Source organism: Ruegeria sp. AP12, assembly GCF_056540025.1.
Window position 1 is genome coordinate 1,165,741 of sequence record NZ_JBQFVZ010000001.1, and the last position, 19,776, is coordinate 1,185,516.

Here is a 19,776-nt window from a genome sequence, read left to right on the forward strand (position 1 = left end):
CTCAGCCGGTTTTCTTGAAAATCATCTCGGTCGGGCGAATCCGCCCGGCATGCAGGTTTGCGACGTAGTTTTGAAACTTCTCTGGTGCCGTATCACCCATCATCAGGTGGATGCCCAACGGCGCGGGGCCGGTTTCGGCAATCTTTGCAAAGACTTCCTCGAAGAACTTGATGGCGAATTCGGTACGATCCGTCTCGGTCACCAATTCAAGCCCCGCCGATGCGGCTGCGTCCTTATAGACCTCTGGCGCGTGCACAAACGAAGTCTCGGCCACAGTCGACCAAGGCAAGGGGAAAGCCAACGGTTCGTCTGTTGCACCAGCCATCACGTCGAACAGGGCAAAGCTGCCACCCGTGGCAAGTGCGCGCGACACCTCGGCAAACAGCCCGGCCTTGTCTTCGATGTTCATGCCGACATGCAGCATCACCGCCAGATCGAACCCGGCATCCGGTACTGGCATGTCCAAAGCACTGCCGACGTGGAACTCGACCTTGTCGGAATGCCCCACGATCTCGCTGAGTGCCGTTGCCGTTTCGACAAACTCAGGTGTCAGGTCGACCCCTGTCACCCTCGAGTCGTACCGGTCCACGACATAACGCGATGTCCCGCCGATCCCGCAGCCCACATCCAGCACCCGCGTCGCATGGGTGGGCGACAGCTGGGCAAACAGATGATCCGTGGCGAGAACCCCGCCAGTGTGAAACTCGTCACCGGCTTTCAGGTCCGCGACCGTGGCCGCGTCGGGGTCAACGCCACTGGCTTTCAGGGCATCGCGCACGCGATCCGTCAGAGCGCCGGTAGTGTAGTGTTGGGCAACTGCGTTTTCGATCTGGGACATAGCGGTACCTCAGCGAATGGGATGAGTTGAATGCCTCACCCTATCACGAAACAAGGCTCGCGTGGATGTCCATCGCCGCGTCCCGGCCTTCGGCAACGGCGGTCACAGTCAGGTCTTCCCCGCCCGCGGCGCAGTCGCCGCCCGCCCAGACACCAGCCATCGAGGTGCGTCCGGCCCCGCTGACGGCGATCTTGTTGCCGTCCAGTTCCAGACCTTCGGGCGCGCCGTCCAGCGTTTGACCAATCGCTTTCAGCACCTGATCTGCAGGCAGGCGAATGGTCTCGCCGGTTCCAGTCAGCTGACCATTCTGGCTTGAGGTATATTCCAACTCGACCTCGACCGCCGCACCGTTGCCATGAACCGCAACAGGCTGAACATTAGTCATGATCCGAACCCCGTGCGATGCCGCGAGATCCTGCTCATACCGGCTGGCACCCATTGCGTCCCGCCCACGGCGGTAGGCAATCGTGACATGCTCGGCACCCAGCAGTTTCGACTTCACCGCCGCGTCAACAGCAGTCATGCCGCCCCCGATCACAACGACATTGCGCCCCACTGGCAAATCGGCCAGATCCGACGCTTGCCGCACGTCCGAGATGAAATCGACCGCAGCGCGCACGCCGTCCTTGTCTACCCCTTGCGCCCGCAGCGCGTTCACGCCAGCAAGACCGATGGACAGGAACACGGCGTCGTAATTCTCGATCAGGCCTTCAAGCGAGAGGCCCTCGCCCAACAGCGACCCCGTTTCGATGGAAATACCGCCGATCTTCAGCAGCCAATCCACCTCGGCCTGCGCGAAGTCATTGGTCGATTTGTAAGCGGCAATCCCGTATTCGTTCAGACCGCCGGGCTTAGGTTTGCCTTCATGGATCACCACATCATGGCCCAGCATTGCCAGCCGATGCGCGCAGGCCAGACCGGCAGGCCCTGCCCCGATCACAGCGATGGTTTTGCCCGTCGCGGCGGCACGTTCGAACGGATGAACGCCCGAGGCCATCACATCATCAGTCGCAAAGCGTTGCAGACGCCCGATCTCAACCGGTTTGCCTTCGGCTGTTTCGCGCACACAGGCCTCTTCGCACAAGGTCTCGGTCGGACAGACACGGGCGCACATGCCGCCCAGAATGTTCTGGTCCAGAATGGTCCGTCCCGCAGATTGCGGCTGACCCGCCTGAATCTGGCGAATGAACAACGGAATATCGATATCCGTCGGACAGGCCGTCACACATGGCGCGTCATAGCAGAAATAGCAGCGATCTGCGGCCACGGCGGCCTCGTGCGGGGCCAGCGGCGGATGCAAATCGGTAAAATTCGAGGTCAGCTCATCGCTGGAAAGCCGCCCGGAAACGATTCCGGGTGCCATCTGGCCCTGTGCCATCGCTCTACTCCCTGTAGATATGTTTGTTGTGACCTCAGCTTGCCACATTTTGATTTTTTATCAATTGGTAAAATTTGCCAAGTGGTCAAAAATTTGAAATCGACACGGCTTTCACCGAAAATAGCGGCGGTTTTGCTCAAATTTGGTGCAATCCGGGTATCCTAGCCGCCTCCATGAGCCTTCTGGCCCCGCAACTGGCTTTTGACGCCCTACCCCGGTTGCTGTAAGCCCGAAGGCAGGTGCGCGAGACAAGCGCGCATGTTTGGGACGGGCACAGATGCGGGCAGATTCGCAAGACTTCAACATCGTCATCGTCGGTCAGAATAACCGCCTGCAATATGAGGCTGTGCTGTTTGCGGCTTCGCTGCGCCATTCCTCTCCCGATTTCAAAGGACGGCTGTTTGTCGCCACGCCCAAACCTAGTCCACGTTGGGGCCAGAACCCCGACATTCAGGACGAAGATGTACTTAAGGCGCTGAAGCATCTTGATGCAGAAGTCCTGCCGTTTGAATCCGAGGTCTTTGGCGAAAGCTATCCTCATGGCAACAAGATCGAAGCGCTGTTGGCCCTGCCCGAAGGAGAGCCTTTTGTTTTCTTCGACACGGATACGCTGATCACCGGTGACCTTGGCAGTGTTCCCTTCAATTTCGACCGCCCCGGCGCATCGCTGAAGGTCGAGGGCACATGGCCCAAACCCACGCTTTATGGGCCGGGGTTCGAAGGCATCTGGTCCGCGCTGTATCATCGATTTGGGCTGGATTTCGAAAGCTCGATCGACACCAGCCAACCGCATGAGCACTGGCGGCGATACCTGTATTTCAACGCAGGCTATTTCTTCTACAAATGCCCGCGCCAGTTCGGCGCGCGCTTTCTCGACTACGCGCGCACGATCCGCGACGAAGATATCCCGGAACTGAACGGGCAAAACCTTGACCCGTGGCTGGATCAGGCCGCCCTCCCCTTGGTGATCCATTCCCTTGGCGGCGGTCGTGATGCATTGCCCGAAGGGCTTCTGGATGGTTCGGTCAGCTGCCACTATCGCCTTTTCCCGCTGCTTTACGCGCGCGAAAGCGACCATGTGATCGATGTTCTGGAAACCGTCACGGCGCCGAACAAGATCAAGAAGGTTCTCAAGCAATACGATCCGATCAAAAGGCTGGTGATTCAGGGCAAAGGTCAGAAAATCCGGGATTTGTTCGACCGCAACGCCCTACCCAGCCGCGAACAGGTCATTCGCAACCGGATCAAAGCGCAAGGCCTGTGGATGCGCTGACAGCAGCGTTGTGTGACGGCGGTCAATGTCCTACAGATTCGGCAACACGTAGTCCAACAGGAGAATTTCGATGTCTGACGGCCCCACCTACGGTTTCGACACGCTACAGATTCACGCGGGCGCGCGCCCTGATCCGGCAACAGGCGCGCGGCAGACACCGATTTATCAATCCACAGCCTATGTGTTCCGCGATGCTGATCACGCGGCGGCCCTGTTCAACCTGCAAGAAGTTGGGTTCATCTACTCGCGCCTGACCAACCCAACGGTGGCCGTGCTGCAAGAGCGTGTGGCGACTTTGGAAGGTGGCGTCGGTGCGGTTTGCTGTTCCTCGGGACATGCGGCGCAGATCATGGCGCTGTTCCCGCTGATGGGACCGGGCTGTAATGTGGTGGCCTCGACCCGTTTGTATGGCGGCACCGTCACCCAGTTCAGCCAAACGATCAAACGCTTTGGCTGGTCGGCCACGTTTGTGGACACCGACGATCTTGACGCCGTGAAGGCCGCCATCGACGAAAACACCCGCGCGGTGTTCTGCGAATCCATCGCCAACCCGGGCGGCTATGTCACCGACATCCGCGCGCTGGCGGATGTGGCTGACGAGGCAGGCATTCCGCTGATCGTCGACAACACCTCGGCCACGCCCTACCTGTGCCGCCCGATCGAACACGGGGCGACGCTGGTGGTGCATTCGACCACCAAGTATTTGACCGGCAATGGCACTGTCACCGGCGGTTGCATTGTGGATTCGGGCAAGTTCGACTGGTCGGCGAATGACAAGTTCCCCTCACTCAGCGAACCGGAACAGGCGTATCACGGGCTGAAATTCCACGAAACCTTCGGCCCGCTGGCCTTCACCTTCCATGGCATCGCCATCGGCCTGCGCGATCTGGGCATGACCATGAACCCGCAAGCCGCGCATTACACGCTGATGGGGATCGAGACCCTGTCACTGCGGATGGAGCGTCATGTCGAGAATGCGCAGAAGATCGCCGCGTGGCTCGAAGCCGATGATCGCGTGGACTACGTGACCTATGCGGGCCTGCCCTCGTCACCCTATCACGACCGAGTCAAGGCGCAGTACCCGCGCGGGGCCGGTGCGCTGTTCACCTTTGCCGTCAAAGGCGGCTACGACGCTTGTATCAAGCTGGTCAACGCGCTGGAGATTTTCAGCCATGTCGCCAATCTGGGCGATACGCGGTCGCTGATCATCCACTCGGCCTCGACCACGCACCGGCAACTGTCGCCGGAACAGCAAGAGGCTGCGGGCGCAAGCCCCAACGTGGTGCGTGTATCCATCGGGATCGAGGATGCCAATGACCTGATCGCCGATCTGGATCAGGCCCTGGCCAAAGCCAGCAGCTAAACCATGAGCGGGCACGACACAAACGCACTGGGTCAACCCATCGGTCTGCCGGTCACAGGCGATTTCCCGCGCCCGACACCGCCTTATACGCCGATGATAGGCCAGTATTGCTCGGTCGTGCCGCTGGACGTGAACCGACATGCGCCCGGATTGTTCCGGGCGTTTGCCAATGACACCGATCATCGGAACTGGACCTACCTGCCCTACGGCCCGTTTGACTCGGAGCCGGATTTTGAAACCTGGGCGCGCGCCAACTGTATGGATGCGGATCCGATGTTTAACACAGTTTTGGATGCGGATGAGGTGCCGGTGGGCATGGCCTCGTACCTGCGGATTGCGCCTGCGGCCGGGGCAATTGAGGTGGGGCACATCCACTTCTCCCCCCTGTTGCAGCGCAAGCCGCAATCGACCGAAGTCATGTACCTGATGATGAAACGTGTCTTCGACGAGTTGGGCTATCGCCGGTATGAATGGAAATGCGACGCGCTCAATGCCGCCTCGTGCCGGGCGGCGCAGCGATTGGGTTTCACGTTCGAGGGCATCTTTCGGCAGGCGACCCATTACAAGGGCCGCAATCGGGATACGGCGTGGTATGCGATCATCGACAGTGACTGGCCCCGTATCAAGGCCGCGTTCGAAGAATGGCTGTCGCCCGACAATTTCGACGCGGCGGGCCAGCAACGAAAACCGCTGATGACCCGCGCTGAGGCGTAGTCTTACTCGGAAATCTCGAATTCCATCGAGACGCTGACCGAAACCGAAATCTCTCCGCTGGCCACGGGTACACTACCGGCATCCGCCGCGCTGAAGGCGCGCATCTCGGCCATCGGGCGCACACCGCCACCGCGTTCCGAGATTGTCTGGACCGGACCCAAAGTGACATTTGCCGCTTGCGCCAGCTGCTCGGCCTTGGCTGTAGCTTCGCCCACCGCCTTGGCGCGGGCCTGCACCTCGATCGGTTTGGGGTCCTGCAGACCAAAGCTGAGGCCGCCAAAATCATTGGCCCCGTCCTGAATGACGGCATCCATGATCTGTCCCAACTGGGTCAGATCACGCACCCGCACAAATACCCGGTTCGACGCAACAAAGCCTGTGATCTCGGGCGCGCTGCCGTCCCGCTGATTTCGATTCGACCAGACCGGCGACAGCGACAGGTCGCGCGTTTGCACATCCCGATCCTCGATCCCCATATCCGTCAGCCGCGCCAGAACCTGCGCCACAGCGTCCGATGTCGCCTGCATCGCCACCGAGGCTTCGGCGTTTTCGTTTGTCACGCCCAACGTAATCGTCGCCATATCGGGCGCGACCTGCACGGTTCCCGTGGCGTCCACATTGATGCGACGTTCTTCCGCATGGGCCAGCCCGGCGGTTGTTGCGGCCATCATGGCGGCCAGAAAAGCGAATGTCTTCAAGGTCATCCCTCCAAACTAATTGCCTACAACATGGGTTGGCAGGGCTTTGCCATACAAGGGGGGTGCTTGGCTTTTTCTTTCCCTCGGCGGCTTCCTGCTTTAGGGTCGGTCTGCAGGCGTGTTATCGTTTGCGCTGATGATATGAGTTATGGTTCCACGGGATTATGAAACCCGCCTTTGCGCTGTCATTTTCTACAACCGGAATTTCGCTGCACCACCTGTCCGAGGGCGAGTGGTACAGTATTGGAACCGTTTCTCTGGATGCGGATGATCTGAACGCGCAGATCCATGCGTTGCGGGATCAGGCCTTTGCGCTGGAAAATGACCTAAGCTGCAATGTGGTGATTCCGGCGGATCAGATTCGCTATCTCTCGGTCGAGACGCGTGGTCTGTCGCCTGAGGACAGCGCACAGAAGGTTCGCGATGAGCTGGTTGCAGCAACGCCGTATGAGCAATCGGAACTGAGTTTCGCCACTGTCCGTCAGGACCGAACGACATTTGGCGCGGCGGTGTCGCTGCAAACGCTGAACGAAGCGCAGAGCTTTACTGCTGAACACGGGTTTGTCCCCGTTGCCTACACGGCAGACCCCGACGAAGACACATTTCCCGGCAAGCCGATATTTGATCTGGAGCCTGCGCCGGTTGCGCCCGTTGCAGTGCCCGAAATCGAACATCCTGCTGCACAGGTAGAGCCCGAGGTCGAGGAAGAACCAGAGCCAAAGGTCCACGTCATTGCCGAAACGGCAGCACCCGATGCTTTCCGCTCGCCCGCTCCGCCGGATGCTGATGTGCCTTCGGGTGGCAAAGGTTTTGATCCCAAACGTCTGACCGTTCCAGCCATCGCAGCGGCTGCTGTGTTGGCGGTGGCAATCGGCGCATGGTCCCTGATGGGCGCGCAGGATGAGGATGTTCTGGCCGAAGGCGAGCCAGACCTACTGACCGCGACACCGGATGAAGAGGCCGCTCAAGACCTCGCCGAAACACCGCCGATTGAAACCGAGGTGGTGGGTGCGCCAACAACCGACCTTGTGCCGGATGAGGATACCTTGGCCTCGGTCGAACCTTCTGCGACACAACCGCAGGCGCCCGACGACCAGCCCGCCTTATCGCCAACAGACGCGGCGATTCTGGAAGCGTTGAAGGTGCAGCCAACCCCGGTGGAAGAGATCGAACGGGACTCCGACACCGCGCAAGACGTTGAACCGGGCGTCGTGGTTGTTGATCTTGCACCCGACCGCCCCAGCGAACCATCTCTGATCGAGCCGGACGATCTGTATCTTGCCTCAATCGACAAGTCCGATTTCTCGAACGACGCAGTGGCGCTGGCACCTGCCGAAAGCTTCGAAACGGATCTGCCGTTTGACGCCCCTGCCCTGACGCGCGCAGCCGTGGCGGGTTTCGATCTGGATGAGCGTGGGCTTGTGACACCTTCCCCGGACGGCACCCTGAACCCTGACGGCATTATGGTCTATCTCGGTCGCCCCGCCTCGGTTCCGCCGGATGTTCCCACGCGTTTCGAAGAGGAACCCGTGGTCGAGGAAACCGACACACGCCTTGCCGGGTTCCGCCCGAAACCCCGCCCGGACAATCTGGACGAACGGTTCGAGCGTCAGCAGTTGGGCGGTCGGTCCCTGGAAGAACTGGCGGTAATGCGGCCAAAACTCCGGCCCGAATCCCTGCAAGCCGCGCCCGAGGTGGATGACACGCCCACCGCCCTAGCCGTTGTGCGCGTGCCGCGCCCCAAAACCCGGCCCGCTGGTCTTGTGCGCGTCGCGGCAGCAGCCCCGGCTGCGTCCAATCTGGGCTCAACCGCTGCTGTTGACCAAAACAGTGACGAGGCCGGATCGTTCCAGCCCAAGGCCGTCGCCCCCAAAATCCCGTCCACCGCGTCTGTTGCGCGGCAGGCGACCATCGACAACGCCATCAACCTGCGCAGGCTGAACCTGATCGGGGTCTACGGCACGCCCGCCAACCGGCGCGCTTTGGTTCGCTTGCCCAGCGGTCGGTACAAAAAGCTGAAGGTCGGTGACCGGGTTGACGGCGGCAAGGTCATCGCCATCAGCGACAGTGAGTTGCGGTATCAGAAAAAGGGCCGCAACGTGACCCTGTCGATGCCGCGTGGATGATCACTTTGCCTATCAGGCGCGCGTCAAGCCGCCGAAATCTCGCCGCTTTCGATCTGCTCACGCTCGATGGATTCGAAAAGGGCCTGAAAGTTACCCTCGCCAAATCCGTCATCACCCTTGCGCTGGATGAATTCGAAGAAAATCGGCCCGATCACGGTTTTTGAAAAGATTTGCAGCAAAATCCGGGTCTCACCCCCGTCCACAACGCCTTCACCGTCGATCAGGATGCCGTGTTTCATCATCCGCTCCAGCGGCTCATCATGATCTGTCACGCGCTCTTTCGACATGTCGTAATAGGCGCGGTTCGGGCCGGGCATGAATTTCAGACCGTTCTCGGCAATGGCATCGGTCGAGGCATAGATATCCTCGCTGCCCACTGCGATATGCTGGATGCCTTCGCCCTTGTATTTCTTAAGGTAAGACACGATCTGCCCGGTCTCGCCGCGATCCTCGTTGATCGGGATACGAATGCGGCCACAGGGTGAGGTCAAGGCGCGGCTGTAAAGACCGGTGAACTTGCCCTGAATGTCGAAGAACCGGATTTCGCGGAAGTTGAACAGATCGCCGTAAAACCTGAACCACTTGTCCATGTTGCCCTTGTAGACATTGTGGGTCAGGTGATCGAGGTAATAGAACCCCTCGCCCCGCGGCTTGGATTCCTTGATCCACTCGAATTCCTGATTGTAGGGCGATGTGTCGTAATACTGATCGATGAAATACAGCAACGATCCACCAATGCCCTTGATGGCAGGCACGTCCATGGTTTTGTCCGCCCCGTCATAGGGTTCGGCCCCTTTGGACACCGCGTGCTCATACGCCTTTTGCGCATCCACCACGCGCCAGCCCATCGCGGGCGCGCAGGGCCCGTGCTCGGCCACGAACTTGTCGGCAAAGCTGTCCGGGTCGGCGTTCAGAATATAGGTGACATCGCCCTGCTGCCACAGCTCGACCAGGGGTTTGGCCTTGTGGCAGGCGACCAGATCAAAGCCCATCTTGGCGAACAGGTCGCGCAGCTCTTGCGGGTTCGGATGGGCGAATTCGACAAATTCAAACCCGTCGGTGCCTGCGGGGTTTTCTGAACTGATAACGGATTTCGGGGCGTTGTGCGGGAAAGGACCCATGGCGCGTCTCCTTGGGAAGCCGGTAATTCTTTGCTGATTCTAAAATACGCCTTAACCAACGCTGTTTCTGCGCATTGTTTTCATGTAAAATAAAGAAAGACGCGCAAAACTCGCATCCAGTAAAAGAAAACTGAGAAAACGCCGCACATGCTTGATCATATCGATATCGGATTGCTTGCAGCTTTGCAGCGGGACGCGCATCTGACGGCGCAACAGTTGGGCGAGGTGCTGAACCTGTCGGCCAGTCAGGCGGGTCGCCGCCGTCAGCGGCTTGAGGCCGAGGGTTATATCACAGGGTACGCTGCCCGGCTGGACCCACTAAAGCTCGGGCTACATGTTCAGGGGTTCATCCAGGTTCATCTGGGCACCCATGGCCCCGAACAATCCGCCAGCTTTGCCCGAATGGTCGACGCCCGCCCCGAGATCACCAGCGCCTGGACGATGACGGGTGAGGCAGATTACCTGCTGCATGTCTATTGCGACGATCTTTCCGCGCTCAACAGCTTGCTTCATCAGGTGATCCTGCCGCATCCTGCTGTAGCACGGGTTCAAAGCCAGATCGTGATGGACCAACTGAAACGCGACGCCCCCCTGCCGACCTGAGCGGGCAACGAGGACACATATGGACGATTTCCTTTACCAGGCTTCAATTTATCTGGCTGCCGCCGTGATTGCCGTGCCCCTGTCGGCACGTCTGGGGCTGGGGTCAGTGCTTGGATACCTGGCCGCCGGCATCATCATCGGCCCCATTCTTGGCCTGGTCGGCGCGGAGACCGAAGATTTGCAGCACGTGGCCGAGTTCGGCGTCGTCATGATGCTGTTCCTGATCGGTCTTGAGCTGGAGCCACGGGCCTTGTGGGACATGCGGGACAGGCTGCTGGGGCTGGGCGGGCTGCAGGTTTTGCTGTCCACCGCCGTCATCGCGGGCGTTGCCTTTTATGCTAATCACCCTTGGTCCGTCGCCTTGGCCGTTGGTTTGACCTTATGTCTGTCCTCGACGGCGATTGTGCTGCAAACCCTGTCGGAAAAGGGCTTGATGCAGACAAATGGCGGGCGGGCCACCTTCTCGGTACTGCTGACGCAGGACATTGCGGTCATCCCGATTCTGGCCATGCTGCCCCTGCTTGCCCTGCCCGCCATCCCTCATATCGAGGCTGACGGCTCGATCGATCGCGGCGCTGAGCATCTGCATGACGCCGGACATCACAGCCTGTCTCTGGTCGAAGGGCTGCCGGGCTGGGCGGTGACACTTGTGACCATCGGCGCGATTGCTTTCGTCATTCTGGCGGGCGTCTACCTGACCCGCCCCTTGTTCCGCTTTATCCACGCCACCCGCCTGCGCGAGATGTATACGGCGCTGGCGCTGATGATCGTGGTGGGCATTTCCTTCCTGATGACCTTGGTGGGCCTGTCCCCCGCTCTGGGTGCCTTTCTAGCGGGCGTTGTGCTGGCCAGCTCGGAATTCCGGCACGAGATGGAAAGCGACCTTGAACCCTTCAAAGGGTTGTTTTTGGGGCTGTTCTTCATCACCGTCGGGGCCGGGATTGACGTTGCCTATTTCTTCAACGACCCGCTGGACCTGATTGGCTTGGCCCTTCTGGTGATCCTAGCTAAGGGGATCATCCTGTATATCGTCGGCAAGGCCTTCAAGCTGAAAGGCCGGGATCATTGGCTGTTCACCCTGGGTCTTGCGCAGGCAGGCGAATTTGGCTTTGTGCTTCTGGCCTTTTCGCGGCAGCAGAACGTCATCCCGCAGGATCTGGCCCAGAAACTGCTGATGATCATTGCCCTGACGATGCTGATCACGCCCCTGCTGTTCATCATCTATGACGTGCTGTCGCGCAAAATCGGCGAACCCACCACCACGATGGAACCCGATGAGATCGACGAGAGAGGCCCGGTGATCATCGCTGGCATCGGGCGGTTCGGTCAGATCGTCAACCGCCTTGTGGTGGCCAGCGGCTTCAAGACCATCGTTCTGGACCACGATATCGAGACAATCCAGTTGATGCGGCGTTTCGGCGTTAAAGGCTTTCTGGGGGATCCGACACGGCCCGAACTTTTGCGCGCTGCGGGGCTCGAGAAAGCCTCGGTTCTTGTCGCCGCAATGGATGACCGGAAAACGGTGACACGGCTGGTCGGCTTTGCCAGAAGGCAGCGCCCGGACCTGCACATCATCGCGCGCGCCCATGACAGAACCCATGTATACGAGTTGTATCAGGCCGGAGCCAACGACATTGTCCGCGAGATGTTCGACAGTTCCTTGCGTGCCGGGCGCTATGTTCTGGAGAACATCGGCCTCAGCGAATACGAGGCCGCGCAGGCCGAGCAGACCTTTTACCACCACGACCGGACGTCAGTGCGCGAACTGGCCGAGCTGTGGATCCCGGGCATGCCGACGGCCGAGAACAAAAAGTATATCGAGCGTGCGCAGAAACTGGAAAAGGATCTGGAAACGGCGCTTCTGGAACTGGCCGAAGAACACGCCAAGAAATCCGCCTGACCGGGGCCGCAGCCCGGGTCAGGCGCTTTGTTTATCCGTCCGAAACGCCTGCCTCGGCAAAGGTTGCCATGCCCGAATGGCAGGCAACCGCGCTTTTGAGGATGTTGATCGCCAGCGCTCCGCCCGAGCCTTCGCCCAACCGCAGGCCAAGGCTCAGCAGGGGATCCTTGCCCAGCTTCGACAGCATGGCCCCATGCGCGCCTTCTGCGCTTTGGTGACCGGCAACCGCGTGATCCAGCGCCGAGGCGGACACGCGCGCCAGACAGGCGGCAGCCGACGTGCAAATGAACCCGTCCAGAATGACCGGGATGCGCAGGACGCGCGCAGCGGCGATAGCGCCTGCCATTGCCGCTATCTCGCGCCCGCCGAGGCAGCGCAGAACTTCCAGCCCGTCCGCGCTGGCATGGCGCGCCACGCCTTCGGCCACAACGCGGGTTTTGTTGGCAAGGCCCACATCGTCAACACCGGTCCCGCGCCCGGTCCAGTCCGAGGCATCCCCGCCGAACAGCGCACAGGCAATGGCCGCTGCGGGGGTGGTGTTGCCGATCCCCATCTCGCCGACCACCAGCAGATCGGATTGCGGGTCCACGGCATTCCAACCGGTTTGCAAGGCGCTGAGAAGTTCGGCCGCGGTCATGGCAGGCTCTTGCGTGAAATCCGCCGTGGGGCGATCCAGTTCCAGCGCGTGGACGTCCATCTTGGCTCCCGCTGCCTTGGCCAACTGATTGATCGCCGCGCCGCCATGTTCGAAATTCATCACCATCTGAACGGTGACCTCGGGCGGAAAGGCCGAAACGCCCTGCGCCGTCACCCCGTGGTTGCCCGCAAATACGATGACCTGAGGGGCTTCGATCTGTGGCCGCGCATCCCAGCGCCATGAGGCGTACCAGATCGCCAAATCCTCAAGCCGCCCCAGCGCGCCGGGGGGTTTGGTCAACTGACCATTACGCTCGGCTGCTCCGGTCGCCGCGGCGGTGTCCGGTTCCGGCGCGTTGGTCAACGCTTCGCGGAACGTGTTCAAATCATTCAGTTCGGGCAGCATCAAAGCCTCATTGCATCAGAGTGGTCCTGTGTGTTTAACCGAAGCTGAGATACCAACAAGACCCCGAAAGGCGCGAGGGTGCATAAAAACGACACCAATCCGGTTTCCGTACGGGATATACCGCTGGCGCTGGTCCTGCTGACTCGCCTGCCCCTTCCCCGCTTGCCTAAGCATGTATTTGCCCGTCAGGCACAGGCGGTTTGGGCCTTTCCCATCGTCGGGCTGGTGATCGGCGCATTGGCCTGCTTTGTCGGCTGGATCGCGCTGACGCTTTCGGTGCCGCCATTCATTTGCGCCGCGTTGCTGGTGGCAACCCTGATCATGACGACCGGAGCGATGCACGAGGACGGGTTGGCGGACACGTTCGACGGGCTGTGGGGCGGGTTCACGCGCGAACGACGGCTGGAGATCATGAAGGACAGCCAGATCGGCACTTATGGCGTGTTGTCCCTGATCACCTCGCAACTGATCCGCATTTCGGCAATCGCAAGCCTTCTGGATGCCGGCGCGGTCTGGAGTATTTTGGCGGCCTGCGTTGTTTCACGCGCTGTCATGCCCGTTCTGATGGCCGGGCTTCCAAACGCACGGCAATCGGGGCTAAGCCATTCTGTTGGCGCGCCGACCCAAGTGGCTGTTGTCATATCCTTGGGTTTGGCTCTTGCTTTCGGTCTGCTGCTGATCGGTGCGCAATTCCTACTGCCTGCCTTGTGCGCGGCGTTGGGTGCCGCGGGGCTGGCGCTTGTCGCCAAAGCCAAGATCGGCGGGCAGACCGGGGATATTCTGGGCGCGTCCCAGCAACTGGCCGAGATCACTTTCCTGATCGCCCTGACCGCTTTGATCTAGGAAACGCCGCCCGTCTTGATGTGCAGGGTGCAACCGCAATGTTTGCAATGCACCGCGTCCGGGTCGTGCCGGTACAGGCCACAGCTGGGGCATTTGTGGCGCACTTTCTGCGGCATGAAGATCGCTTGTGCCAGCCGCACAAACAAGGCCACGCCAACCACCATGATAAAAACCGAAAACAGCTTGCCCCACGGCGTGGACAGCGTGATGTCGCCAAACCCTGTCGTGGTCAGGGTCGCCATCGTGAAATACAGTGCATCAATATAGGGGTTTGACGTGTTCTCGGGGATGAAGAACACCAGAACAGCGGTCGAGGTTGCAAAGACGAATACCAGCAGGTTGATAGCTGCGATAACAGCGTCTTCATGCGTGCGGAAAAAGTTGCTGTCGCGCCGCAGGTCCCGCAGCAGGTGATAGGAATGGATCAGACGCAGGGCCCTGAGGATACGAAGGAATGCCAGATTGCCTGTCAGAAACGGGTCAAGCACCAGCGATACGATCACAACAATATCGGCCAGCGTGTAAATCTGGCGCAGCAGCTTCCACCGGTCCTTTGAGATCCACATCCGGGCCGAAAAATCCAGCATGATCAGCAAGCCAAGTATGATGCTGATCGCCGTCACCCATGGCCCATGCGGGAAATGGGCCGTGGCGACAAAAAATACGATTGTCGCCACGTCGAACAGGATCAGCCCATATCGGAACCAGACCGAAACCGGGTCTTTGCCAATGTAAAGAAACTTGACCGTCTGCTTCATCCCGAGCCTGTATCTGCTTGCATCTACAGCAAAACTAGCCGGTTTTCAGAAATCCACCAAGCAACGAAAAAGGCCGCCCCGGTGCCAGGGCGGCCTTTCCAATTCAAGCGTCGCAAACTTAAGCAGCGGCAGCGCGCGAGGTCAAAACGTCATCCACCTGCTTGGCAGCCGAAATCTCTCCGGCACCGGAAACGGCGGCGACTTCGCGGGTCAGACGCTCAAGCGCGGCTTCGTACAGCTGACGCTCGGAATAGCTCTGCTCGCGCTGATCGTCGGTGCGGTGCAGGTCGCGGACCACCTCTGCAATCGAGATCAGATCGCCCGAGTTGATCTTTTGTTCATATTCCTGCGCCCGGCGCGACCACATGGCGCGTTTCACCTTGGCCTTGCCCTTCAGCGTCTTCATCGCCTGGCTGATCACGTCAGGCGAGCTGAGCGACCGCAGACCGGATTCGGTGACCTTGTTGGTCGGAACCCGCAGGGTCATCTTGTCTTTCTCAAATGAGATGACAAACAGCTCGAGCGAGAAACCCGCGACGTCCTGCTCCTCGATCGAGATGATCTGGCCCACGCCATGGGCGGGGTAGACAACATAGTCGTTGGGGCGGAACTCAAGCTTTTTCGACTTTGTCATTCAGTTTATTCCTTGGTTACGGACCGGGACGCAGACGACAAAACGCCACAAGCGGGGTCTGGTTCAGCCCCGTCTGGCGGCATATTCGTCACAAAATCAGAACTCCAAAGCGAGCATACTTACGGAGTACATCCCAATCTCAGTCATCATGTAGGATCGGAGTATATCACAAAAATGCGACACCCGAAAGTTTACCTAAGGTAAAATTTCATTATTCGACCTGTTTTCAACAGGCTAACCCGCGTTGGCGCTGAAATCACACCAACGCGGTTCAGGCGAATCGCTTAGCCGCCCTCGCCAGGAGCTTCGGAGAAATACTTCTCCATCTTGCCTTCTTCGCCATCCCGTTCTTCCGCGCCGGGCAGAGGGTCTTTTTTGGTGACGATCACCGGCCATTGTTCCGAGAACTTGCGGTTGAACTCGACCCACTGCTCCATGCCCGGCTCGGTATCGGGCCGGATGGCATCGGCGGGGCATTCGGGTTCGCACACGCCGCAATCGATACATTCATCGGGGTGGATGACCAGCGTATTCTCACCCTCGTAGAAACAGTCCACCGGGCATACTTCGACACAGTCGGTGTATTTGCAGGCGATGCAGTTTTCGGTGACGACATAGGTCATGGTGGGATTCCCATTAGCGGTTTGGGCGTCTAGCTAATTCAGTCTGCGCGCCTCTTCAAGAGAGGATCACCCTTTGGAGGTGCGAGAAAGATCAAGCGCGCGGCGATCTTTCTTGGTTGGACGACCTTTTCCCTCATATCCCGGATTTTCAGGAGGGCTTTCCCGTTTTTCCGTCATATCGAAGTAAAGCGTCTGCGCCTCGGGGGCCGGACCGCGGCGTTCGCCCAGCTTTTCGACGCGTACAACCCGGACGATACGCCCCTGCGGGAAGGTCAGAACATCACCGGGCGCCACCGCTTGCGCCGGTTTCAGCACCCGGTTTCCGTTCAAACGCACGTGGCCGCCGCTGACCTGTTTGGCGGCCAGGCTGCGGGTCTTGAAGAACCGCGCCTGCCACAACCATTTGTCGATCCGGAGCTTGGTATCAGTGGTCATGATGACCTTCAGGGTGTAAGTAAGTTGAATTTCAACAGCAGATCATAGCCGGTCATGATCACATTTATGAACAATGCCACAACGATTGTGGAAATATTGTCCCGCATGACCCCGCCAAATTCTTCGGCTGAAGATTTTTCGCAGGTTGCCAAAATGAAAAACAGACAAAAGATCGCCGATATATTGAAGAAATTCACCGCGACGGCAATGAAGTCATTTTGGGTTTCCGTGACGCCGTTCCCGAATGTCCAAAAGTAGTAGACGGCCACTCCTATCAAGGCGGCCGCCAGGGAAATCGTCAGGGATTTTGGCATTTTGTCTTACTTTTGAGGAATTTCATTTGTCAGGACAACACCTGACACACCGGCAGCCGCACCCAGTAAAACCGCCAGCGCCATCGGGCCGGAAACAGCCAAAACTGCCGCACACGCGCCCAAAGCGGGAACCCCCCCGTTAACGATCATGTCGCGGGAGGAGAACTTCTTTTTAACTTTCTTACTTTGAGCGGGCATATCGCTATTCCACCTCAAATCCATCTGGCCTTTATGATATAGGAACCCTCTGGAAACCTGCAAGAAAAAACGCCAAAGGCTGGATAACGATCAGTTGCCGTCCTTCAGACCCATCAGCGCGGCTGCGAACGGGTTATCGGGATCGATGGCCTTTTCCTTTTTCGGAGGCCGCGACGAGAAGGTCTTGGAGCCTTGCGGCTTGCCGCCCTTCTTGCCCTGCGGCTTTCCGCGCCCGTCCTGAGGCTTGCCGCGCGGTTTGCCCTTGCCCTGCCCTTGCTCGCGGCGCGGGCCACGGGATTGCTGGCGCTGGCGACCCCAGGTGAAGGTGTAGAAGACCTCGACCTCGGGTTCATCTGACGCGGGTGCCTCGGCTGCCGCCTCGGTGCTGTCGGTGGCCTCGGCTGACGCCTCGGCGGGTGTGACGATCTCTTCCGCAACGGCTTCGGCTGCCGGGGTTTCTTCGGCGGCGGGTTGCTCGGTCGTTTCTGCCGCTGGCTGTTCAGCAGGCTGTTCGACCGGCGTCGGTTTGACTTTCTCGCGCTCGCCGCGTTCAGCCTTGTAGCCCAGCCCCTGCATCAGGTCGGCAAACTGCTCCAGCGTCATGCCGGTGATCGACAGCATGTCGGGCTTGGCCTCGAACCCGCCCCGGCTGTCCTCGGCACGCAACATGTCGGCCAGACGTTCCAGCATGTCGATCCGGATCGAGCGTTCGCCCGCGTCGCGGTAGCCGCACATGGTGTCATAGCCCTGCGGCGCATCCTTGGCGACGGGCACGGTGACCAGACCCGGAGGCGGTGCGTCCGGAAACTCCTGCAAGCCCTGTGCCAACGCCCACAGAACCAGACGCAGGCGCGTGGGTGCGGGTTTCAGCAAGAGCGGCATGAAAATGGTGAACTGACCAAAGCGGATGCCATGCTTGCGCAGCGCGCCACGGGCGTCCTGATCCAGATCCTTGACCTCTTGCGCGACCTGCGCGCGGGGCAGCACGCCCAGCGCCTCGACCATGCGGAAGGCAAAGCCCTTGGCCAGACCGCTCAGTTCCTCGTCCCGCGACAGGTTCAGCAGCGGCTCGAACAGCGCGGCAACCTTGCGGTCGATGAAATGCTGCAGGCGGCGCTGCACCTTCTGTTCCACATCGGGGCCTGCGGCCTCATCCACAAAAACCTCGACCACGGGTTTCAGGGGGTCTGCCCCGGCAACCAGTTTGCCGACAGCATATTCGCCCCACATCAGGCCACCCTGATCGGTAAAATCAATCTCGGTATCGGGCGCGTTGTAGAAGCGGTCGGCACGCAGATGGAATTGCGGCGCGAGTGCTTGCAAGGACGCCGATTTCAAAGCTTTCGCCTCGGTCCCTTGCGCGCTTTTGTCCGGCGAGAACCGGAACCCTTCCAGACGACCGACGAATTCGCCTTCGACGGTCACTTCACCCTTGTCATTTACTTCGGCCAAAAGGGCCTCCTTCTGTTTGAGCCGGCGCAGCAATACGGATGTACGCCGGTCCACAAATCGTTGGGTCAGACGGTCATGCAGAGCGTCCGACAGCCTGTCTTCTACAGTGCGCGTCTCATCACGCCAATGCGATTCGTCGCGTACCCAGTTGTTTCGTTGCGCAACATATGTCCAGGTGCGAATATATACCAACCTTTTGGACAATGCATCGATATCGCCGTCGGTTCGGTCAATCCGGCGGATTTGCCGCGCCATGAAGTCGTCGGGGATGCCGCCGCGTTCGTGCAGGTGGCCATAGATGACTTCAAGCAGGCTGGCATGTTCCGCGTGGCTGATGCCGCGGAAATCGGGGATTCGGCAGACATCCCACAGCATGCGGATCGACGGACCATCACTGGCGCGGGCCGCCACTTCGGTCACTTGCGACAGCGACTTGAGCACGTTCAGGTCGTCGGCAGGCCGCGCCTTGATCAGGTGTTCGTCATTCGGGCTGACCTCAAGCGAGTCGATCAGCGCGTCGATGGAACCAAAACGCAAAGCGGCATTCCGCCAGTTCAGCTTTTTCATCGGCGTGAAACGGCTGTCCATGATCGCCTGCGCAACGCCTTCGTCCAGCGGCGGGGCCTCTCCGGTCACGCCAAAGGTGCCGTCGGACATACCGCGCCCTGCCCGGCCTGCGATCTGCGCCAGCTCATTCGGCGCAAGCGGGCGCATCCGGCGGCCGTCGAATTTGGTCAGGGACGAAAACGCCACATGGTTCACGTCCAGATTGAGGCCCATGCCAATGGCGTCTGTGGCGACCAGATAATCAACCTCGCCATTTTGATAGAGTTCTACCTGAGCGTTCCGCGTACGTGGGCTGAGCGCGCCCATGACCACAGCCGCCCCGCCCTTTTGGCGGCGCAAAAGCTCGGCGATGGCATAGACGTTATCGACCGAAAAGCCGACAATGGCGCTGCGCGCGGGCATCCGGCTTATTTTCTTGGACCCGGCATAGACCAGCTGCGACATGCGTTCGCGGCGGACAAACTGCGCCTCGGGGACCAGCGCCGCAATTGGCCCGCGCATGGTGTCCGAGCCCAGAAACAGCGTCTCATTGGTGCCACGCGCGCGCAGCAGGCGGTCGGTGAACACATGGCCACGTTCGGGGTCGGCGCAAAGCTGGATTTCGTCGATGGCCACGAAATCGGCCCCCATGCCCTCGGGCATCGCCTCGACGGTGCAGACCCAATACTGCGCGCGCGGTGGCACGATCCGTTCCTCGCCCGTGACCAGCGCCACAACCGAGGGGCCACGAACGGCGACGATCTTGTCATAGACCTCGCGCGCCAGCAGGCGCAACGGCAGACCGATGACACCGGTGCGGTGCCCCAGCATGCGTTCGATCGCGTAATGGGTTTTGCCTGTGTTTGTCGGGCCAAGTACGGCCACTATTCGGGATGACCCGCTCACCTTTGCCCCCT

The 19,776-nt window shown here is 59.9% G+C and carries 19 protein-coding genes; 7 read left to right on the forward strand and 12 right to left on the reverse strand.

The genetic code is table 11. From position 1 onward, the window contains the following. Window position 1 precedes the first annotated feature (1 nt). Both ACR0E6_RS05830 and ACR0E6_RS05835 read right to left on the reverse strand, forming a co-directional pair. The gene (locus tag ACR0E6_RS05830) at window positions 2-838 is read right to left on the reverse strand and encodes a methyltransferase domain-containing protein (protein ID WP_170451338.1); all 837 of its coding nucleotides are present in this window, start codon (window positions 836-838) and stop codon (window positions 2-4) included. Between the two features lie 43 nt (window positions 839-881). Next, complete coding sequence (locus ACR0E6_RS05835; protein WP_170451340.1) at window positions 882-2,216, reverse strand: NAD(P)-dependent oxidoreductase; 1,335 nt, start codon at window positions 2,214-2,216, stop codon at window positions 882-884. Window positions 2,217-2,493: 277 nt separating this feature from the next. Here ACR0E6_RS05835 and ACR0E6_RS05840 point away from each other — a divergent pair, with 277 nt between their 5' ends. From ACR0E6_RS05840 to ACR0E6_RS05850, 3 genes are all read left to right on the forward strand, one after another. Next, complete coding sequence (locus tag ACR0E6_RS05840; protein ID WP_480581561.1) at window positions 2,494-3,489, forward strand: hypothetical protein; 996 nt, start codon at window positions 2,494-2,496, stop codon at window positions 3,487-3,489. Window positions 3,490-3,559: 70 nt separating this feature from the next. Then, a complete protein-coding gene (locus ACR0E6_RS05845; protein WP_170518006.1) occupies window positions 3,560-4,852 on the forward strand; it encodes an O-acetylhomoserine aminocarboxypropyltransferase/cysteine synthase family protein in 1,293 nt (430 codons plus the stop codon). A gap of 3 nt (window positions 4,853-4,855) precedes the next feature. Further along, window positions 4,856-5,566, forward strand: coding sequence for a GNAT family N-acetyltransferase (locus ACR0E6_RS05850; protein WP_480581564.1), 711 nt, complete (start codon window positions 4,856-4,858; stop codon window positions 5,564-5,566). A gap of 2 nt (window positions 5,567-5,568) precedes the next feature. Here ACR0E6_RS05850 and ACR0E6_RS05855 read toward each other — a convergent pair whose 3' ends face one another. Further along, window positions 5,569-6,264 (reverse strand): SIMPL domain-containing protein, encoded by a 696-nt coding sequence (locus ACR0E6_RS05855; protein WP_170630232.1) that lies wholly within the window; start codon window positions 6,262-6,264, stop codon window positions 5,569-5,571. Window positions 6,265-6,428: 164 nt separating this feature from the next. Between ACR0E6_RS05855 and ACR0E6_RS05860 the strand changes: the two genes are divergently transcribed. Continuing rightward, a complete protein-coding gene (locus ACR0E6_RS05860) occupies window positions 6,429-8,390 on the forward strand; it encodes a hypothetical protein (protein ID WP_480581566.1) in 1,962 nt (653 codons plus the stop codon). Between the two features lie 23 nt (window positions 8,391-8,413). Here the strand turns inward: ACR0E6_RS05860 and hppD are convergent, their stop codons facing one another. Then, window positions 8,414-9,511, reverse strand: a complete 1,098-nt coding sequence (hppD, locus tag ACR0E6_RS05865; protein WP_480581568.1) for a 4-hydroxyphenylpyruvate dioxygenase — start codon at window positions 9,509-9,511, stop codon at window positions 8,414-8,416. A gap of 147 nt (window positions 9,512-9,658) precedes the next feature. On the opposite strand from hppD, the gene ACR0E6_RS05870 reads away from it, so the two are divergent. Together ACR0E6_RS05870 and ACR0E6_RS05875 are read left to right on the forward strand one after the other, a co-directional pair. Then, complete coding sequence (locus ACR0E6_RS05870; RefSeq protein ID WP_170451354.1) at window positions 9,659-10,114, forward strand: Lrp/AsnC family transcriptional regulator; 456 nt, start codon at window positions 9,659-9,661, stop codon at window positions 10,112-10,114. Window positions 10,115-10,133: 19 nt separating this feature from the next. After that, the gene (locus tag ACR0E6_RS05875; protein WP_480581571.1) at window positions 10,134-12,014 is read left to right on the forward strand and encodes a monovalent cation:proton antiporter-2 (CPA2) family protein; all 1,881 of its coding nucleotides are present in this window, start codon (window positions 10,134-10,136) and stop codon (window positions 12,012-12,014) included. A gap of 31 nt (window positions 12,015-12,045) precedes the next feature. Here ACR0E6_RS05875 and cobT read toward each other — a convergent pair whose 3' ends face one another. Next, the gene (gene cobT, locus ACR0E6_RS05880; protein WP_480581572.1) at window positions 12,046-13,056 is read right to left on the reverse strand and encodes a nicotinate-nucleotide--dimethylbenzimidazole phosphoribosyltransferase; all 1,011 of its coding nucleotides are present in this window, start codon (window positions 13,054-13,056) and stop codon (window positions 12,046-12,048) included. A 78-nt stretch (window positions 13,057-13,134) separates the two neighbouring features. Here cobT and cobS point away from each other — a divergent pair, with 78 nt between their 5' ends. Continuing rightward, a complete protein-coding gene (cobS, locus tag ACR0E6_RS05885) occupies window positions 13,135-13,899 on the forward strand; it encodes an adenosylcobinamide-GDP ribazoletransferase (RefSeq protein ID WP_480581574.1) in 765 nt (254 codons plus the stop codon). Here cobS and ACR0E6_RS05890 read toward each other — a convergent pair. From ACR0E6_RS05890 to ACR0E6_RS05920, 7 genes are all read right to left on the reverse strand, one after another. Continuing rightward, a complete protein-coding gene (locus tag ACR0E6_RS05890) occupies window positions 13,896-14,657 on the reverse strand; it encodes a potassium channel family protein (protein ID WP_480581576.1) in 762 nt (253 codons plus the stop codon). The genes cobS and ACR0E6_RS05890 overlap by 4 nt on opposite strands. 118 nt (window positions 14,658-14,775) lie before the next feature. After that, window positions 14,776-15,291, reverse strand: coding sequence for a CarD family transcriptional regulator (locus tag ACR0E6_RS05895; protein ID WP_170451364.1), 516 nt, complete (start codon window positions 15,289-15,291; stop codon window positions 14,776-14,778). A gap of 284 nt (window positions 15,292-15,575) precedes the next feature. After that, on the reverse strand, window positions 15,576-15,914 hold the full coding sequence (fdxA, locus tag ACR0E6_RS05900; protein WP_170451366.1) for a ferredoxin FdxA: 339 nt from the start codon (window positions 15,912-15,914) through the stop codon (window positions 15,576-15,578). 66 nt (window positions 15,915-15,980) lie between these two features. Continuing rightward, window positions 15,981-16,349, reverse strand: coding sequence for an RNA-binding S4 domain-containing protein (locus ACR0E6_RS05905; protein WP_480581579.1), 369 nt, complete (start codon window positions 16,347-16,349; stop codon window positions 15,981-15,983). Window positions 16,350-16,357: 8 nt separating this feature from the next. Further along, window positions 16,358-16,663 (reverse strand): hypothetical protein, encoded by a 306-nt coding sequence (locus ACR0E6_RS05910; protein ID WP_170630239.1) that lies wholly within the window; start codon window positions 16,661-16,663, stop codon window positions 16,358-16,360. Between the two features lie 6 nt (window positions 16,664-16,669). Next, entirely contained in the window at window positions 16,670-16,861 is a 192-nt protein-coding gene (locus tag ACR0E6_RS05915; protein WP_170451372.1) for a hypothetical protein, read from the reverse strand. A gap of 90 nt (window positions 16,862-16,951) precedes the next feature. Continuing rightward, complete coding sequence (locus ACR0E6_RS05920; RefSeq protein ID WP_480581581.1) at window positions 16,952-19,765, reverse strand: helicase-related protein; 2,814 nt, start codon at window positions 19,763-19,765, stop codon at window positions 16,952-16,954. Between the last annotated feature and the right edge of the window lie 11 nt (window positions 19,766-19,776).

Coding starts and splice junctions, on each gene's coding strand:
- ACR0E6_RS05830 (WP_170451338.1), bottom strand. CDS start 838: ATGTCCCAGATCGAAAACGCAGTTGCCCAACACTACACTACCGGCGCT.
- ACR0E6_RS05835 (WP_170451340.1), bottom strand. CDS start 2,216: ATGGCACAGGGCCAGATGGCACCCGGAATCGTTTCCGGGCGGCTTTCC.
- ACR0E6_RS05840 (WP_480581561.1), top strand. CDS start 2,494: ATGCGGGCAGATTCGCAAGACTTCAACATCGTCATCGTCGGTCAGAAT.
- ACR0E6_RS05845 (WP_170518006.1), top strand. CDS start 3,560: ATGTCTGACGGCCCCACCTACGGTTTCGACACGCTACAGATTCACGCG.
- ACR0E6_RS05850 (WP_480581564.1), top strand. CDS start 4,856: ATGAGCGGGCACGACACAAACGCACTGGGTCAACCCATCGGTCTGCCG.
- ACR0E6_RS05860 (WP_480581566.1), top strand. CDS start 6,429: ATGAAACCCGCCTTTGCGCTGTCATTTTCTACAACCGGAATTTCGCTG.
- hppD (WP_480581568.1), bottom strand. CDS start 9,511: ATGGGTCCTTTCCCGCACAACGCCCCGAAATCCGTTATCAGTTCAGAA.
- ACR0E6_RS05870 (WP_170451354.1), top strand. CDS start 9,659: ATGCTTGATCATATCGATATCGGATTGCTTGCAGCTTTGCAGCGGGAC.
- ACR0E6_RS05875 (WP_480581571.1), top strand. CDS start 10,134: ATGGACGATTTCCTTTACCAGGCTTCAATTTATCTGGCTGCCGCCGTG.
- cobT (WP_480581572.1), bottom strand. CDS start 13,056: ATGCTGCCCGAACTGAATGATTTGAACACGTTCCGCGAAGCGTTGACC.
- ACR0E6_RS05890 (WP_480581576.1), bottom strand. CDS start 14,657: ATGAAGCAGACGGTCAAGTTTCTTTACATTGGCAAAGACCCGGTTTCG.
- ACR0E6_RS05895 (WP_170451364.1), bottom strand. CDS start 15,291: ATGACAAAGTCGAAAAAGCTTGAGTTCCGCCCCAACGACTATGTTGTC.
- fdxA (WP_170451366.1), bottom strand. CDS start 15,914: ATGACCTATGTCGTCACCGAAAACTGCATCGCCTGCAAATACACCGAC.
- ACR0E6_RS05905 (WP_480581579.1), bottom strand. CDS start 16,349: ATGACCACTGATACCAAGCTCCGGATCGACAAATGGTTGTGGCAGGCG.
- ACR0E6_RS05910 (WP_170630239.1), bottom strand. CDS start 16,663: ATGCCAAAATCCCTGACGATTTCCCTGGCGGCCGCCTTGATAGGAGTG.
- ACR0E6_RS05915 (WP_170451372.1), bottom strand. CDS start 16,861: ATGCCCGCTCAAAGTAAGAAAGTTAAAAAGAAGTTCTCCTCCCGCGAC.